Genomic DNA, 15,656 nt, shown 5'->3' on the forward strand with positions numbered 1-15,656 from the left:
AATGTTAATGTTGATAAAATTGTATTCTGTGATGATATTCGACAACCACCTAGACTCACTCATCACTTAATCGCTGTCTTCAACTTTTCACCATCTGCCATACTCAACTTCCCGTACCTATGCTCATTCGAATCCACAATCTCCGCTGACCTATCGTCATGAAACCAAATTTTATATTCTTCCAATCTCTCAGGCATGTTCGGATCATACAGATAGAAAAAGGTTAACACAGCATCTTCTTTTCTCGACATCTGCACTTTCGCATTTTCCCACTTCACGTTTTCAAACAGCGCACCAATCGATCTTATCTGGTCTTCATCCGTTATTATTCCATCAACTCCCGTTTGCATCTCACCATGTTGATAATCAATACGGACTAACTTTTCATCCTCATTGCACCCAACTAAACTCATCACCAGAAAGAGCCCGACCAGCCATTTTTTCATCAGTCAGCTGGATTGATGATCGCCATCTGTTGGTGATCTTCCCACTTTCCGTTAATCTTCACATTTTTGCGGGCTAGTCCTTCTTTTTCAAAACCTGCCTTCTCTAACACACGAATAGAACCAATATTATGTGGCATCACACCTGCTTCGACTCTATGAAGTTTCAGCTCATCAAACGCGTACTTCACAATGAGTTGAACCGCTTCTGTTGTATAGCCTTTTCCATTGTGCGTTTCATCTAAAAAGTATCCGACAAACGCGCTTTGGATCGATCCGCGCATCACCGCGAACAGATTAACCGTTCCGATCAACTCTTTTTCCTCTTTTGTAAAAATACCAAAATAGTAATCTAAATCTTGTTTTGCGTTTTCCACCAGCATCTGGAGACGTTTCTGCTGGTTTTCAACAGTATAAAAATCATCACTGCGTTCCATAGCAAACTTACTAAAAAACTCCCTGTTCTCCAATTGAAGTCTCACCATTTTCTCGGCATCCTCAACTGTCAGCAGCCTGATATAAATATTTTCACCAGCTAATTTCACATTCGTTTCCACACATTGTTTCATACTCAATTCTCTCCGTTTCTTATGTAAAAGATCATCTTTCAAGTGATATCTTTACCTTTTATTTTTTTGCTAGCCTCACACTATAATTCCTCATCCCCATCAGGATTCCTTCATATTCAAAAATACCTTGTTTGACCAGTTGAAGTACTTCTTATTGAATAAACTCATCGCCAACAGATGTGCGAAATTCATAAATTCATCACTTTTTCATTGAAGAATCTTTTTCATTTCCCCGTTTAAAATTCCCCGTTACTTTTGCTAAAATCAGTTGAACATCTTTGTCGGTCGAAGCTTGTTCAATTCGGTTCATTATTTTCTCTGCTTCTTTTCCTTTTAACACCATGACTTGTTTACCTTGATAATGAATAAAGACGGTTTTATTTTTCGTTATGCGATACGTAAAAACTTCTTCATCCAGTCGTTTACGTTTATCAACGTTAGCCATTAATCCACCCCTTTTAAAAATCCACTAGTAACACTTCCTCTTTTCTTAATAAAATACCTTTTAAGTGCGGAAGGAAAAAGCGATTTGATAAAGAATTTAATAGATTAATAATTAAATGCGGAAAATACTGTTCTCAACAAAAGTCGCTAAGCACCTACTGATGGATATTAGGTAAGGCTTCCATACGCCCAAAAGCATAAATAGTCATAGTGTGTTATAATTAATATATTAAAATAACTTAGGGCCTTCGACTTTTCTTAGTCACCCTCCGTTAATGGAAGGGAGTGCAAGAAATGGAGAAAATCAGCGTATTTATGGATGATTACCGTAGCCCGCCTGAAGGTTACGTTTACGTCGAAACCATAGATGAATGTTTGGCACTATTAAGAACTCGCGACATTGAACATTTATCGCTCGATCACGACCTGGTCAGCAATACCAGAAATGGTCTCATGCTCGTTCAGATGATGGTCGATCAACAGCTGTTTGCCAATCGAATCACCATTCATTCTGCCAATTCAGTAGGCGGAAAAAACATGTACAACTGCCTCAAACAAGCTCAAAAAGACCTCATCATGCCTCAAACCATTATCGTTTCCTTACGTCCACTGCCACTCAAGTACATTCCGCCACGAGTACTTCAACACTACCTAGATATTAAGTAGATAACTAAATAGATCCCTGCATACGTTTTACCGGAGGGAGCAGCTTTACACATCACTTGGCATACTGGCTGTTTCCTCTATTTCAACAGACCACGCGATGATTGTTGTGCTATCCCTAACATTGTTATCTTTTACTTCAGACAAAAGTTTCCGTACCCCTTCTTTAATGCCAGCTTCAGAAAGTACATCCTGTATAGTCGCCGGATCCTCATAAGAAACACCTGGACATTCTGTTAAGCCGTCCGTGGTCATGAAGATTTGATTTAACCCCTGCCTCATTTCTTTTTTACCCGTGCTGTAACAAGGAACCGGAAGTTCAAACGTGTTCACTTCGCCAACCCATTCGTAAAAACTTCTCTGCACAAGCTGCCTCTCTCCAAGTGCGGTCAGTTCAGGGTGTAGTAAATGAACAATACAATCTCCAACTGAAAACCACCACAAATATTTCTCTTTTCGAATCACGATTAAACAAGCCGTTTCACCAGTCGTTTTGCGGCATGATTCCATAAAATCAGGGTCTTGAAAAATGTCGAGAATGAGACTGTCCATCTTTTTCAACGCTGGACCTGCGGATTCTGCCAGTGCACTCGTAATTTTGTTCTTCATCTTATTAAAGTGACCAACAACCAGCTCACCACTTTGAGCCGTCTTGTGCCCATCAAGAACCATCGTAAATTCCCAATTCTCACTTTCATTTGACCACACTAAACAACCGTCTTCGTTCTTATTAGAACCAGCAGCAGAGTTGCCGCCAAACCTTCCAACTGTAACCCTACTTACCTGCATCACATCTAATTCATCAACAAAAGTCTTTTCACTTCCAATCCAATTTAGTTCATGGTGTAACATACGAATCCTCCTCTATGTATCTTTTCAACCGTTCGCATATTTTCACAATCTCATCGTTCATTCCAAATGGTGCATCTTTCCAGTCGTACACTTCGTTTGGTCCCCAAAATTCTTCGGGTGTACCTGGATAACGAGGAACAATATGCATGTGCGGATGAGGAACTGAATTACCTGACACTAGCGCATAAATGTGTTCGGCGCTCTCGGTCTCCTTAACCGCTTTACTCACCCTCGCCATAATCTGTCCGAATGCACTTGCTTCTTCTGGTGTCATGTCAGCAAGAGATGGCACATGACGCTTAAGATCGATCATGATATGCCCTAAGTAAGAAGGTCTGCCTCCTCTATCAATATGACCGACATAGACAAATTCATCTTCATAAACCTTGACCCCTGCCGTTTCAATGCTTCCTTTTTGCTTGTTGCAAATAAAACAATCTCCAGTCATGCGTCATCTCTCCTCGGTAAAAATAAAAAGCCCATCATCTCATAAAGAGACGATAGGCTGTTCCTAACGTGGTACCACTCTTCTTGGTTCGCTGCACATTAAAAAGCAAGCCTTCTCAAAACCTCATTACGGAGGTGAACCGTCCAGACTTAATTCTCAGCCTGACCACTCCTAGGCGAGTTCAGGATTTCCGTTGGCTGTTTTTCACCCATTCAACAGCTCTCTAAACAACAGACTCTTCCTTACTACTCCTAATCAAAGCGTTTATCCTATCATGGAAAACTTTTACTAATCATAGGTGTTTTAGAAAATTCTGTAAAGTATTTTCTTAAAAACTGTTGCTTTTAAGTAATTATCTTCACAGGATGATCGCTTTTCCCAATCAGAATTAAAATCTGCAGCTCAATCCACTTAGTTTTTCTCATCCTCTAGTTTTTCGTATACATGAAAGTAATAAGTATAAGGATTTTGTTTGTCCGTTATTCCTTTCTCTCTAGAAATCTCATTCCACTCACTATAATCAAGCTCAGGAAAAAAGGTATCACCATCAAATGCATGATGTATTTTTGTTATATACATTTTCGTTACCATTGGAAGAAACAACTTGTAGATTTCTTCCCCACCAAAAATCATAATTTCTTCATCATGTGCACATGTCGTTAACACTTCTTTGAGTGAATGAACAACATCACAACCTTCTGCAGTAAAATGGTTATCTCTTGTAAGTATCACGTTTCTTCTCCCAGGTAATACTTTCCCGATAGATTCAAAGTTTTTCCTGCCCAAAATAATGGGTTTACCCATCGTTATCTTTTGGACATAATGCCAATCCCGTGGAAGTCTCCAAGGTAAGTCATTATCTTTTCCTATCACTCTGTTTTCGTCCATTGCAACGATAAAAGAAATATTCACGAATCATCCAACCTTACCTTTTAAATTCCGTTTAGTGCAAGACTTCCCATTTTTTCAGACGGTAAACCCGCTTCAATATAGCTTCTGATCAACTTCCATTTCCCATCTTCCCATCTAAAGGTTTCAAAGAATAAGTTTGCGGTATTTAGTGGTATACCATCGATAATTAAGGAAGCCCAGAGGATCGCCATTACTTCATTTTCTCTTAAGGTCAAAACTTCAACCTCTTTTAGAATCCATTGTGCCTTTTGCTGCTTCAACTGATTAAATGCTTGACCCCATCCTTCAACGGATTCAGCATATTCAAAATCAACGATATCCTGACCTCTAATTTCCCGTGCTTGATAATTGAGCGAAAGAACTTCTTTAATTCCTACAATAGATGAGTTTCTCCAACTTTCTTTAAATTCTTCATAAAACATCTGAAAAGAACTTAACATATTACCTCCTACTAAAGTGCTTTTTGTATTTACTATGTTTATCAGTTTCTCCCATATGTTCAAAACCATCATCTTGATAAAACTGGTTTAGCTTTAAGTTATCGGCCACATAATCTAATTTAGTTAAAAGGCTTATAACTTTTTCATGATCATCAGAAGATGTTTTTTGCACGACAAATCGCTTCAATTGATTCACTATAAAACCTCTCTTTCCATGAATAACAAATTCACATTTAAAATCCTCTAGTTCTTCATTTATTAACTTCTTTTCACATGCAAATATTCCTTCCGATTAATCTCAGGACATAATACAAAAGCAGCAACCCATAGAGAGTTGCTGCTCACTTTAAATTGTTTTATAAATCACCTGCACCAACCCAGACTCAAATGCTCTGCTCTCCACTAACTCCAGCTTGCTTTCTGCATCTGTTTCTTTAAATAGTTGTATGCCTTTTCCAAGCATGATTGGAATGAAGGAAATCACGTATTCATCAATCAAGTTTTGAGATTTCAGTTCCCTAACAACCTCTGCTCCTCCATCAATGAAAATGTTCTTACCTTCTTTGCTTTTTAGTTCTTCAATCAGTTCCTTAAGATCACCACCATAAAACTCTACGTTATCATCACTACCTGTTTTTGTTCTGGAAATCACATAACATTTCTTGTCTTTGTGAGGGAATTCAATTCCAAAGGATAAGACTTTGTCGTACGTTTTCCGCCCCATAATAACCGTGTCCACTGTATCAACAAATACTCCGTATCCGTAATCTTCACCCGGCCGCTCCACGATTGACAACCAGTCAATATTCTGATTCTCCTTTGCTATAAATCCGTCAACACTTGCTGCAATATATAAAATCACCTTACGCTTTTTATTCATTTTGACGACTCCTCTCTACTACACTTAAAATAAAGATATCCATAGTATAACCCTTAAACATGACATCTTCTTTCATATTAAGGTAACGAATGATCATTTTTTATTGGAGGAATATGAGATGAACGAAAAATATCCAATCGGTCCTTTTCATCATGAAGGAGAAATTACGAGTTCAGTGATTGATAGCTGGCTGAATGCGATCAAAGAACTTCCATCACAAGTAAGAGCTGCTGTTGAAAACTTGAACGAAGAGCAACTTGATACACCTTATCGTTCTGGGGGATGGACGGTCCGCCAAGTGGTTCATCACATGGCAGACAGCCATATGAATGCTTTTATTCGATTAAAGTTAGCCTTAACAGAAGAAAAACCTATGATTAAAGCTTATGAAGAAGCACGTTGGGCAGAGCTTTCCGATTCACGTTTACCGATAGAGATTTCGTTATCGTTGCTTGATGCATTACATAAGCGGTTAGTTGAACTCTTAAAAAACGTAACACCTGCTGATTTAAAAAGAACGTTCATTCACCCTGTTTCTGGTGAGGTTTCCATCGAAAAAAACATTGGGATTTATGCTTGGCATGGAAAACACCATACGGCACATATTACTTCATTAAAGAAAAATAAAGGCTGGTAATACGAAAAGGAAGGAGTATCCACTACTCCTTCCCTGCTCCTAGTTCATATCCTAACTCCACAATGGATCGATTAATTCGCCATACATAATAAAGATGATGGATTAAATCACGATTAGACTGTTTTCGGGTCGGTGCAAGCCGTTCAATCTTTTCGCGCTCCTCTTCTAATGAATGAAGAACACCATCTATTTCATTCCCTTTCACGAGTTCAGTTAACGCATCAATATTCTCTTTAAGTTTTTTCTCAATTTGTATAAACACTTCAACTAACTCTTCGGGATAATCAAACCCCTTTCGATAAGCTGAAGCAACGAGATGCCTTGCATAATAGTTGATGGCCGCTAGCATCGTCATCCATCTAACCATATTAGAATAGATAGGAGATCCGGGACGTTGTAAGAAAGATTGTGCTTCATCTCTTATCACCTGAAGCTTTTGGTCCAATTGAAACGCACTTTCTGAAAGATCCTTCACGTTCACATCTTCTCTAAAGCCTCTTACATACTCTGTCACAAATGGAGTAAGTTCACCTAAGAAATCATCGATAGATTCAGCTACTTTGTCCTTCGTCTTTTTCGGGAAAATGATATACGATACACCTAACGCAATGGCAGCACCTGCGATCGTATCAAGCACACGCGCTCCAATGAGTGTAAGTGTGATGCCTCCTAATAAAAGATCATACATAAATGCGATCAGCATCGTGATAAACATACTCATCAACATATAGGAAACTGTCATCAAATAAAAAGCTAAAAAAACGACCACAAAAAGAAAGACAACCTCCAATACCGTATGGCCTGATAGGAGTTTGGCAAGGGCAAACCCTATCACTGCCCCAATGATCGTACCTAATGAACGCTCGTATCCTTTTGTATAGATTCGGCCGATCGATTCCGTTCCAAGCAACACAACAAATGCCGTAAGAAGAACCCAGTATGGCTGTGTTGGCGATATGATTAAGCCTACGATGATTGATATAACCCCTGCAACTAAAGCTTGATATGCTTTTTTGGTAGACGGTTTCAAATTTTTATCACCTGATGCAGACTCCTCTTCGTCTGCATTTTCCTCAAGCAGTTCCTCAACCTTGTTTGAGGCTTGATGAGAGTGAAGAGATTGCTGAATGCTAACAGCTCCCTCAATCACATGATTCGCAATCGATTCAATGCGTCGAATGAGATAGATCCATCCTTTTGGCGGCTCCTCACGTTCGAACAGCTCCATAATCAATAAACGCAGTTGCTGCACCGCTTTTTCAGCTGGTTGTATATTTTGGTCTTTTACATTTGGAGCAAGTACTTCCGCATCACGTACTGCCTCTGTCACCGAAATCAGCAGCTGCTTAATTTCATCAACTTCAAGGGCATCCGCTTTCTTAAGCCCTCGAACAGATTCAATCAGTGTCTCTATCAGCATGCCTGTATCAAAGACATACAATCGCAGTTGGTTCGGCAGCAATCCTGGCCACATCTTTTGGACATCATTTGCGTTGATATAACCCGAAACGATTAACGCATACTCTCTTAATTTCAAAACATTTTTCTCTAGCTCTTTTTTACGCAAAGGGTCTGTCTTCTTATCCTTCATTGCTTCAATTAAGAGATTAAGTGTTAAATTACTCTGAATATGAAAGGATCGGATGCTGCTTCTAAGATTTTTAGCCGTATCTTGAAACAAAAAGAAATTAAATATAAAGGCATAGATCACACCAAACCAAACACCGATATAAAACCATGGCAGCTGTGCACTGGATAACTTTAAAACAGAAGAAAAGTAAACGGTCATGAAGAAGATCATGAAGAGGGAAAAATAGCGTGTACCAAATCTCGAGAAATAAAAGCTGCAAAATACACTCCAAACTAGAACTACATCGATGTAGTACGCATGACCAGCAACAATAGAACCAATCGTGATCCCGAGCATGGCTGAAATTCCAAGCAATACTGTCGTAACTTTCATTTGTTTCTTCGTATCATCCATAACGACCATGATACCCATCAACCCAAGCATACCTGAGACAATGGCAGGGGTGATGCCCCTGAATGGCCAGTATAGCGCATAATCAGGAGTGTTGAAAAAATGGAAAGAATCAAGCTAGCCGTTGCTCTACCCGCTTTTTGCAATCGGACATATCCGGGGTCAGACGCCATTAACCTCGCTAGCCACTGATGTTTTCTATGTAGTTGTCGCACTGTCTCACCCCACTTTATAAAACTATAATTTTAAATGATAGCATGTGTAATAGCGTATACCAAGTTAACAGCTTATGGCTTTTGAGTGTTAAAAAGATTTGAGAATTGAGCCCCCACCCCATCGTTTAAGTATTCCCGAATTATTAACCTTCTCTTCAAATTCCAGGACATTTTTAAGCAAAACACACTTTGTACTTCTTGTTCTATTCAGCCATTCACCCATAGAAAATTGTTAACCGTATTTTCAGTTCTTGCATACAGTTATATATCTACAAATATGTTTTGTCAGGAGTTGAATTCATGGGATCTACACAGTTAACAGGAAGAGTTATTTTTAAAGGGGACCCAGGCTATAATGAAGCCGTTAAAAACTGGAACCCTTATGTCAATACTTTTCCTCTTGTCTTTGTTTTTGCACAAAATGCATGTGATGTAAGTAATGCGATTATATGGGCTCGTGAGAATGATGTACCACTAAGAGTTAGAAGCGGCCGTCATGCTCTAGACAAGGAGTTCAATGTTGTAAAGGGCGGACTTGTTATTGATACAGGTGATATGAATAAAGTTCACTTAGATAAGAAAAAGGGAATCGCTACCGTTCAACCGGGAATTCGTGTTGGTCCACTTGTAAAAAGTCTAGCTCGAGAAGGTTTTATGGCTGTCTTTGGCGATAGTCCGACAGTTGGAATCGGTGGCATAACAACCGGTGGCGGATTCGGGTTACTCTCTCGTACGATTGGTGTCATATCAGATAACCTCCTTGCACTCGAGACCGTAGATGCACAAGGGCGGATTCTTAAAGCCAGTCCAACTTGCAACGAAGACTTGTTTTGGGCGTCTAGAGGAGGCGGTGGTGGTACGTTTGGATACAATACGGAATATACGTTTAAAGTTCATCGTGCACCTGAAACCGCAACGGTCTTTAACATTATTTGGCCATGGGAACAGCTCGAAACAGTATTTGAAGCATGGCAGAATTTGATGCCGTTTGTAGATTCACGATTGGGCAGTTATATAGAGATCTACAGCAAAGTAAATGGATTATGTCAAGTAACTGGCCTTTTCTTAGGTTCAAGACCTGAATTGATTCAAATTCTGCAACCTTTACTAAATGCTGGGACACCTTCCGAAGTAGTTATAGAAACGCTCTTCTATCCAGACTGTATCGATTTCCTTGATCCACCTGAACCACCTTATGCTGATCAAAACTTTAAGTTCTCTTCGTCTTGGGCGACTAATCTTTGGCCAGAAGCACCAATTGCGGTAATGAAAAAATTTTTAGAAGAAGCACCTGGAACAGAATCCAATTTCTATTTTACCAATTGGGGCGGTGCGATCAGCAGAGTGCCAAAAGACAAAACAGCCTTCTATTGGCGAGATCCGTTGTTTTATACAGAATGGAACGCAACGTGGGTTGATAAATCTGAAGAAGCGAGTAGTCTTGCATCAGTCGAAGCAGTACGTCAGCAGTTAAAACCATATACAATCGGTTCCTATGTTAACGTTCCAGACGAAAATATTCAAAATTTCGGATCTGCCTATTGGGCAACAAATTTTGCTAGACTCCAAAGAGTAAAAGCAAAATATGATCCAGAAAATATATTTAATCATCCACAGAGTGTTCCGCCAGCTACCTCTTAAAACCTTTATATACCAAAAAGGACCCGAGTATTCTCAGGTCCTTTTTGTTAATAAAGCTTATTCTCATAACCTTCCTCAAGATCAGAGATGATCCTCTCCTCTGTCATCTCAGGCATATTGACGTGTGCAGCTAAAATTTTCGCAGCACTCGGCAGATTCTCTTTGTTGTACCAGCTCTCCGGCTCCCAAAGACCTGATCGCTTAAAAGCTTTCCCGCAATGCATGTAACATTGATTCACTTTTACCAAGATTCCTAGTTGCGGAGACTTTCCGTTGAAAGCCATCTTTTCTAAAACTTCTTCGTCCTTAATTATCAATGCTTCTCCATTAATTCTCAGCGTTTCACCCATGCCAGGAATGATGAACAGTATGCCGATTTTAGGATTAGAAAGGATGTTGAACATCGAATCAACCCTCTTATTGCCTGGACGATCTGGAATGATGAGGTGTTGATCATCTAGAACGTAAACAAATCCTGGTGCATCTCCTCTTGGCGAACTATCACAGTTCCCTTGTGCGTCGGAAGTTGATATCACTAGAAAAGGAGATTTCGAGATAAAATCCCTGCAATGTTCATCGATTTTGGCGATCACTTTGTTCTGCCCTCTAAGGCTGGGATTACCAAGCATTTGTCTTAGCTCTTCTTGACTCGTGACATAGTTCATCGTTTTCAACATAAACCCATCCCCTTATTTGCGTAAAGCAGCTCCCGCTCGGTGCGCTTCTTCTTTTGTTACATAAATATCGTACTGAGTGTTGTCGACAATAGATCTTTCTCTCGCTCCTAACCCTTGCAATGGTATTTTCACCTTGAAAGTTACGCCGCTGCTTTTTAATTTTGAAATGATCTTAAAGTAGTTCTCCTGCCCAAATGCCGTGTAAATAAGCTTCATTTTCCGATAACGATATCTTTGAATCAATGAACCTATTATGATTCCACCTAACACGATCGCAACGAACAGCCATCCTATTGTTGGCATCTGACACAGCACCTTTCTTCTTTAAATATTAATGACTCGAATCTTCTAATGAAGAACCATTCCTGTCTACTTTATATGAGATCCACCAATGACCATCTTCAATATTCGTTCTCGTTTCTTTAAAAGTGACAATATAAACTTCATCACCTACTTCTTTGACATGCGTTTCCCTTGTAACAGGTCCTTCCGTAACCTTACCTGGTTGATCAGGAAACTGATCATCGTAAGTATTACCACCAGAAACGAACTCAATAGCATCTTCTTCTGTAAATGGGGGTGGTTCAGGCGAAAGTAATGTCAACCCAGCCCAAACTGCAATATATATACTTAATGGGACAATGATGAACATACGCAAAGGTTTTTTGTTCTTTGTTCTGTAAAGGATCCATCGATCAATTAATGCATAAAAAAGTGCTGTCATTACACCAATAAGAGCTAGAACGGGAGAGGAAATAAGTACGGTGCCAAATACACCATGCAGTAAAACATACACCCAAGTATTCACTGTAAACCACTTGTTTAAAACAAACTCAATGATTACCGAAGCAATATTTCCGTAAATGAGAATGATTAATCCTCCATATATCCCGAAAGCCATGGTAGATAATGCAAATCCCATTCCATAGTGAACGTCATCAGCCTGATATTCTGTATTTTCTATCCACATAAAAGCAAACATTACCATCACTAGTGCAAAAGTTGAAACAATGGTAGCTAATATTTTTCTCTCTAATAAATTTTCTTGCATTCAACTGTTATCCTTTCCTTCAGTTCTCCATTTCCGTATCTAAAACAATCATAAATCGATGGAAAAATTTAGTCAACGTATGAAAATACCCCCATAAATGAGCGATTCATTATAAATAGTGTATAGAGTACATAAAAAAGAAATGACAGAAGAACGAACTCTGTAAGGAGGCAAAACATGGAGCCGTATGTAAAAGATGCTCTGCTTGAATGGAAAGATGAGATTGAGCAACAAAAGAAAGAAATTGATGAAGAGTACGAGAAAGTGAAGACAGAACTTCAACTCTATTCTTATAAATTCGGAATCACCAAACAAGTCATTCAATCTACCATCAATGAAGAAATGATTAAGAATATCAAGAAAACGTATCAGCAGCCGTTCGAGGAAAAATACAACGAACTGAAACAACAGCTTAAGAAGCTCGAAGAAAAACGAAGCGTCTTTAACATGTTTGTTGAAAAGATTGAGATCGCTTCTGTAAAAGAACCAAATTCGTGATGAGAAAAGCTTGGAGATGGTTCCAGGCTTTTTCTTTTTTTGTTTTTATCGGCAAAACAGAACCTGCGTATGACGAATATTGTCGAAAATCGGATAAAATATTTTATGTACGTAATTTTTGGCGTTATATACGTAATTATCTTTGATTACCTCGTAATTATAAGCAATTACCACGTATAGAACTTAATTTCGCATTCAACATATGAATATTCCCATACCCCACAACACGAAAAGAGGCATGACCTCAAAGTTTTTGAGTCATACCCTTTCATTTTACTTCGCTACAGGTGAAGCAACTTCATTCTTCACTACTTTTTCCGCAACTCGTTCTCTCACGAACAATCCTGTATACATGAAAAATGCGCCGATCATGATAACAACTCCCATATAAACGGACATCATCATCGGAACGAGGAACGCTCCCAGAATAATAGTTGAACGTGCAAGCATATCCGCTCCGCTAAAAGAAACGTTGGCAAACGCTGAATAAGAACCACGCTTATCACTTGGAATCATGTTCGCTTTCTCCGCTTCTTTAATTGGTGAGTAAATTAACTCGCCCATTGTCGCGATGATGTTGAACAAGATTAGGATGTACCAAGTATTTGCAGAAGTAACCGTCACATAGCCGATTCCGTATAACAATAGTCCGATCAGTAACGCGTTCTTTTTGTTTAACCGGTCCGTTATTCGGTTAATCAGGAACGTGAAACAGACGACCATAAGCATGTTTTGGATGTTCAGCATACTGAGCATACGTACACCGCTAATTTCAAAATCCCCGATATGAATAGAATCGAACGTTTCTGCCAGCCGGATTCCAATGTAACTGTTTAGTGTGAACTCAGCTGAAAAGATAAACGTCCCACCGATCACGACTTTAACAAAAGCTGAATCTTGTAAAGCCACTTTGTAGTTTTGAAATAAGTCCATAAACACATTTGCGTGCTTCTTTTCCAAAAATCCGCTGAACTCGTCACGCAACCATATACCATACGCGATCGGAATACTAATGGATGTTACAGTCAATAAGATGAATAATTCTTTCTGATGACTCACATATAGCAAACCGCCAAGTGCTGCACCGATCGCCATAGACAAGTTCACCATCCAGTAATCGAGCGTGTATACTTCTTTCCTGTTTTCAGGCGTTGTAGAATCCATAATTATCGCGTGCATCGCCGGTCTACCGAGACTGCTAGTGACAATAAATCCAATATAAGCCGCAGCAAAGAGCATAATCCATTTTTGATTTGGAAACAAACTCACTGTCATGAGTAAAAACATGACGGCACTTAAACAAGAAGTCGACATTAATACTTTTTTCCTCGGAAAGCGGTCAGATATGTAGCCACCGATTAAATTCACAATAAATCCGATCACAACCGTTAAGATCAAGAACGTCCCTGCCCATATTTTGTTCTTTTCTGTTGCGAAAAATAATGCCATAAAAGGCATAACGGCCGATGAAACGGCCCGGTTAAAGAACGATGTGATCAACCGTACTTTAATGTTTTGGGGGTAATCTTTCCATCCCATATTGTCCCCTCCTTCTGTGTATTGTAATATTAAACTAGACTTAATAATCTAAAAATGGACATTTGTAAAAAGTGTGTCTACTTTTACAGACAGGAGAAGTTCGATGGATAATAAATTGCTTATTCTGTGGAGATATTTTTCAACTGGCAGCATTCGAACAGAAGAGATTGCTGAAGCGCTTCAGATCAGTCAAAAACAAACGACTCGTTATTTAAAAAAGTGGACAGATGAAGGATGGCTGAAATTCACTCCAGGTCGCGGAAGAGGAAACGTCTCTCAGCTAGCATGGCTGAAGGATGTTGAAGATATTTTTGAAGAGAAAGTAGAAAAGTTCATAGATTCAGAGCCTGTAGAGAAAAGCAGTAAATACTTAATGTTTGATTGGTCAACTGACACGAAAATGCGGTTGATGAACAAATTTCACTCTCATTTTGGATTTGTTCAAAAAACCCAAGACAAGTTAGTCGTGCCGAAACGTTACCCCTTTCGAACCATTCACCCCCTAGAAGCAGCAGATGCACACAGCGCTCATATGGTAGCAAACGTGTTTAATCGTCTTGTTTCCATTACAGATCAAGGGGAGATTTTTCCTGAACTCGCACATAGCTGGGATGTCTCTCCTACTAAACTGCGGCTCTACTTAAGAAAAGATGTTAACTTTCATGATGGATCTTTATTAACTGCCGATGATGTGGTGATTTGTTTAGAGCAGTTACGTGTTCATGAGCAAAATAAAGAGCTATGGTCTCCTGTTGAAGAGGTGGTTACAAAATCACCGCTCGTGGTAGATATTCTTTTCCCGGGAGGCTGCAGCTACATTCTTCAGTTGTTAAGTACGATGACTGCGAGCATCTATAAAGAAAACAGAGGTCATCTCTATGGCACTGGGAGCTTCATGTTAAAAGAGAACACCGACCAAAAGACAACGTTAACAGCATTTAAAGAACATTTTCAAGAACGCCCATTGTTAGATGCCGTAGAATTTGTTCAAGTTCCAAAAGAATTCCCGATTGTCTATCACTCATCACTTGAACCAGAGAATTCAGATACATTTCAAGTTGAAAGTGACTCTGGTTTTGGTGTACTCATCATGAATGCCTATCGCAAGGGCTCTCAGATCGCACGGAAAGAAGTCCGACAATACATACATCATTTGATTGCTTTGAATCGCCATAGTATTTCAGAGTATGATCCACGAGCAACCCCAAACGATAACAGCTGTCTAATTGGACAGAATCAAAAGATTTCACTGCCAGAGATCGAACGCCCTGTTTTTACTGAACCACTTATCATTAGAGTCGCTGATCACACAGAAAAGACGAGCCGTTGGTTAATCAATACGCTCCAGCAAGACAACATTTCCGTTGAAGTTAAAAGGATGTCTTTTGAAGAAACGATTTTCAACAGACAACAAGTCAGGACGTAGACCTTTTTATTCATGGGGAGATCTTTGAGTTGAATCAAGATCTCTCATTTTATTTTTTCTTAACGAACGGCTTTGCCCCACTTCCAATTCTTTTGGAAAAAGAGGAGCAATGGCAAAAACGCATCAGCCAATATATACATACACCTTTTGAAAAATGGACAAAGTTAAACGTTGAATTTGAAAAGAAACTGATTGAAGAATCCATCATGATTCCACTGTATTACGAAAAACGATTCATTCCTTTTTCAACTGAGCTAATGAATGTTAACATCAAGCATTTTGGTTATGTGGATTTTTCGAAGCTTTGGGTGCGTCCGACAATAGAAGAATGAGAAAATAA

General features: G+C 39.2%; 18 protein-coding genes, 1 pseudogene and 1 other annotated feature. Of the genes and pseudogenes, 5 read left to right on the plus strand and 14 right to left on the minus strand.

All coding sequences use genetic code 11. The annotated features are described in order from the left end of the window. Positions 1-62: 62 nt before the first annotated feature. The 3 genes from ACEWFH_RS16030 to ACEWFH_RS16040 all read right to left on the minus strand — a co-directional run bounded on the left by ACEWFH_RS16030 (position 63) and on the right by ACEWFH_RS16040 (position 1,457). Positions 63-416, minus strand: coding sequence for a hypothetical protein (locus tag ACEWFH_RS16030; protein ID WP_473724790.1), 354 nt, complete (start codon positions 414-416; stop codon positions 63-65). Between the two features lie 29 nt (positions 417-445). Next, entirely contained in the window at positions 446-1,012 is a 567-nt protein-coding gene (locus tag ACEWFH_RS16035) for a GNAT family N-acetyltransferase (protein WP_473724791.1), read from the minus strand. 199 nt (positions 1,013-1,211) lie between these two features. Next, positions 1,212-1,457: a hypothetical protein gene (locus ACEWFH_RS16040; protein ID WP_473724792.1), complete on the minus strand. Its 246-nt coding sequence runs from the start codon at positions 1,455-1,457 to the stop codon at positions 1,212-1,214. 314 nt (positions 1,458-1,771) lie between these two features. Between ACEWFH_RS16040 and ACEWFH_RS16045 the strand changes: the two genes are divergently transcribed. Then, complete coding sequence (locus ACEWFH_RS16045) at positions 1,772-2,122, plus strand: cyclic-phosphate processing receiver domain-containing protein (protein ID WP_473724793.1); 351 nt, start codon at positions 1,772-1,774, stop codon at positions 2,120-2,122. A gap of 45 nt (positions 2,123-2,167) precedes the next feature. On the opposite strand, the gene ACEWFH_RS16050 is transcribed toward ACEWFH_RS16045, so the two are convergent. From ACEWFH_RS16050 to ACEWFH_RS16075, 6 genes are all read right to left on the minus strand, one after another. Next, entirely contained in the window at positions 2,168-2,971 is an 804-nt protein-coding gene (locus tag ACEWFH_RS16050; RefSeq protein ID WP_473724794.1) for a PP2C family serine/threonine-protein phosphatase, read from the minus strand. Then, positions 2,958-3,419, minus strand: a complete 462-nt coding sequence (locus tag ACEWFH_RS16055) for an HIT family protein (protein WP_473724795.1) — start codon at positions 3,417-3,419, stop codon at positions 2,958-2,960. The genes ACEWFH_RS16050 and ACEWFH_RS16055 overlap by 14 nt, the downstream gene beginning before the upstream one ends. A gap of 42 nt (positions 3,420-3,461) precedes the next feature. After that, positions 3,462-3,687, minus strand: a binding site (T-box leader). A 143-nt stretch (positions 3,688-3,830) separates the two neighbouring features. Continuing rightward, complete coding sequence (locus tag ACEWFH_RS16060; protein ID WP_473724796.1) at positions 3,831-4,331, minus strand: dihydrofolate reductase; 501 nt, start codon at positions 4,329-4,331, stop codon at positions 3,831-3,833. 20 nt (positions 4,332-4,351) lie between these two features. After that, positions 4,352-4,771, minus strand: coding sequence for a flavoprotein (locus ACEWFH_RS16065; protein ID WP_473724797.1), 420 nt, complete (start codon positions 4,769-4,771; stop codon positions 4,352-4,354). A gap of 1 nt (position 4,772) precedes the next feature. Next, positions 4,773-4,967 carry a hypothetical protein gene (locus ACEWFH_RS16070; protein ID WP_473724798.1) on the minus strand — a complete coding sequence of 65 codons (195 nt, stop codon included), beginning with the start codon at positions 4,965-4,967 and terminating at the stop codon, positions 4,773-4,775. A gap of 150 nt (positions 4,968-5,117) precedes the next feature. After that, positions 5,118-5,651, minus strand: a complete 534-nt coding sequence (locus tag ACEWFH_RS16075) for a dihydrofolate reductase family protein (protein ID WP_473724799.1) — start codon at positions 5,649-5,651, stop codon at positions 5,118-5,120. A gap of 118 nt (positions 5,652-5,769) precedes the next feature. On the opposite strand from ACEWFH_RS16075, the gene ACEWFH_RS16080 reads away from it, so the two are divergent. Further along, on the plus strand, positions 5,770-6,288 hold the full coding sequence (locus ACEWFH_RS16080) for a YfiT family bacillithiol transferase (protein ID WP_473724800.1): 519 nt from the start codon (positions 5,770-5,772) through the stop codon (positions 6,286-6,288). Between the two features lie 22 nt (positions 6,289-6,310). On the opposite strand, the gene ACEWFH_RS16085 is transcribed toward ACEWFH_RS16080, so the two are convergent. Beyond that, positions 6,311-8,281 carry an FUSC family protein gene (locus tag ACEWFH_RS16085; protein WP_473724801.1) on the minus strand — a complete coding sequence of 657 codons (1,971 nt, stop codon included), beginning with the start codon at positions 8,279-8,281 and terminating at the stop codon, positions 6,311-6,313. Positions 8,282-8,784: 503 nt separating this feature from the next. On the opposite strand from ACEWFH_RS16085, the gene ACEWFH_RS16090 reads away from it, so the two are divergent. Continuing rightward, positions 8,785-10,125 carry an FAD-binding oxidoreductase gene (locus tag ACEWFH_RS16090; protein ID WP_473724802.1) on the plus strand — a complete coding sequence of 447 codons (1,341 nt, stop codon included), beginning with the start codon at positions 8,785-8,787 and terminating at the stop codon, positions 10,123-10,125. A gap of 47 nt (positions 10,126-10,172) precedes the next feature. Here ACEWFH_RS16090 and ACEWFH_RS16095 read toward each other — a convergent pair whose 3' ends face one another. From ACEWFH_RS16095 to ACEWFH_RS16105, 3 genes are read right to left on the minus strand one after another with little or no spacing between them, the layout of a single operon-like run. Beyond that, complete coding sequence (locus tag ACEWFH_RS16095) at positions 10,173-10,802, minus strand: pyridoxamine 5'-phosphate oxidase family protein (RefSeq protein WP_473724803.1); 630 nt, start codon at positions 10,800-10,802, stop codon at positions 10,173-10,175. 12 nt (positions 10,803-10,814) lie between these two features. Then, a complete protein-coding gene (locus ACEWFH_RS16100; RefSeq protein ID WP_473724804.1) occupies positions 10,815-11,105 on the minus strand; it encodes a hypothetical protein in 291 nt (96 codons plus the stop codon). 28 nt (positions 11,106-11,133) lie between these two features. Further along, the gene (locus ACEWFH_RS16105; protein ID WP_473724805.1) at positions 11,134-11,853 is read right to left on the minus strand and encodes a hypothetical protein; all 720 of its coding nucleotides are present in this window, start codon (positions 11,851-11,853) and stop codon (positions 11,134-11,136) included. A 177-nt stretch (positions 11,854-12,030) separates the two neighbouring features. Here ACEWFH_RS16105 and ACEWFH_RS16110 point away from each other — a divergent pair, with 177 nt between their 5' ends. Next, the gene (locus tag ACEWFH_RS16110) at positions 12,031-12,351 is read left to right on the plus strand and encodes a hypothetical protein (protein ID WP_473724806.1); all 321 of its coding nucleotides are present in this window, start codon (positions 12,031-12,033) and stop codon (positions 12,349-12,351) included. 273 nt (positions 12,352-12,624) lie between these two features. Here the strand turns inward: ACEWFH_RS16110 and ACEWFH_RS16115 are convergent, their stop codons facing one another. Further along, positions 12,625-13,890, minus strand: a complete 1,266-nt coding sequence (locus tag ACEWFH_RS16115; protein WP_473724807.1) for an MDR family MFS transporter — start codon at positions 13,888-13,890, stop codon at positions 12,625-12,627. 103 nt (positions 13,891-13,993) lie between these two features. Between ACEWFH_RS16115 and ACEWFH_RS16120 the strand changes: the two are divergent. Beyond that, positions 13,994-15,648: pseudogene (locus ACEWFH_RS16120) on the plus strand (ABC transporter substrate-binding protein). The last annotated feature ends 8 nt before the right edge of the window (positions 15,649-15,656 follow it).

The organism is Fictibacillus sp. EA-CB0309, assembly GCF_055814265.1.

Excerpts from the sequence above, each read along its gene's own strand:
- ACEWFH_RS16035 (WP_473724791.1), bottom strand. The coding sequence starts at position 1,012 with ATGAAACAATGTGTGGAAACGAATGTGAAATTAGCTGGTGAAAATATT.
- ACEWFH_RS16040 (WP_473724792.1), bottom strand. The coding sequence starts at position 1,457 with ATGGCTAACGTTGATAAACGTAAACGACTGGATGAAGAAGTTTTTACG.
- ACEWFH_RS16045 (WP_473724793.1), top strand. The coding sequence starts at position 1,772 with ATGGATGATTACCGTAGCCCGCCTGAAGGTTACGTTTACGTCGAAACC.
- ACEWFH_RS16050 (WP_473724794.1), bottom strand. The coding sequence starts at position 2,971 with ATGTTACACCATGAACTAAATTGGATTGGAAGTGAAAAGACTTTTGTT.
- ACEWFH_RS16055 (WP_473724795.1), bottom strand. The coding sequence starts at position 3,419 with ATGACTGGAGATTGTTTTATTTGCAACAAGCAAAAAGGAAGCATTGAA.
- ACEWFH_RS16065 (WP_473724797.1), bottom strand. The coding sequence starts at position 4,771 with ATGTTAAGTTCTTTTCAGATGTTTTATGAAGAATTTAAAGAAAGTTGG.
- ACEWFH_RS16075 (WP_473724799.1), bottom strand. The coding sequence starts at position 5,651 with ATGAATAAAAAGCGTAAGGTGATTTTATATATTGCAGCAAGTGTTGAC.
- ACEWFH_RS16080 (WP_473724800.1), top strand. The coding sequence starts at position 5,770 with ATGAACGAAAAATATCCAATCGGTCCTTTTCATCATGAAGGAGAAATT.
- ACEWFH_RS16085 (WP_473724801.1), bottom strand. The coding sequence starts at position 8,281 with ATGGTCGTTATGGATGATACGAAGAAACAAATGAAAGTTACGACAGTA.
- ACEWFH_RS16090 (WP_473724802.1), top strand. The coding sequence starts at position 8,785 with ATGGGATCTACACAGTTAACAGGAAGAGTTATTTTTAAAGGGGACCCA.
- ACEWFH_RS16095 (WP_473724803.1), bottom strand. The coding sequence starts at position 10,802 with ATGTTGAAAACGATGAACTATGTCACGAGTCAAGAAGAGCTAAGACAA.
- ACEWFH_RS16100 (WP_473724804.1), bottom strand. The coding sequence starts at position 11,105 with ATGCCAACAATAGGATGGCTGTTCGTTGCGATCGTGTTAGGTGGAATC.
- ACEWFH_RS16105 (WP_473724805.1), bottom strand. The coding sequence starts at position 11,853 with ATGCAAGAAAATTTATTAGAGAGAAAAATATTAGCTACCATTGTTTCA.
- ACEWFH_RS16110 (WP_473724806.1), top strand. The coding sequence starts at position 12,031 with ATGGAGCCGTATGTAAAAGATGCTCTGCTTGAATGGAAAGATGAGATT.
- ACEWFH_RS16115 (WP_473724807.1), bottom strand. The coding sequence starts at position 13,890 with ATGGGATGGAAAGATTACCCCCAAAACATTAAAGTACGGTTGATCACA.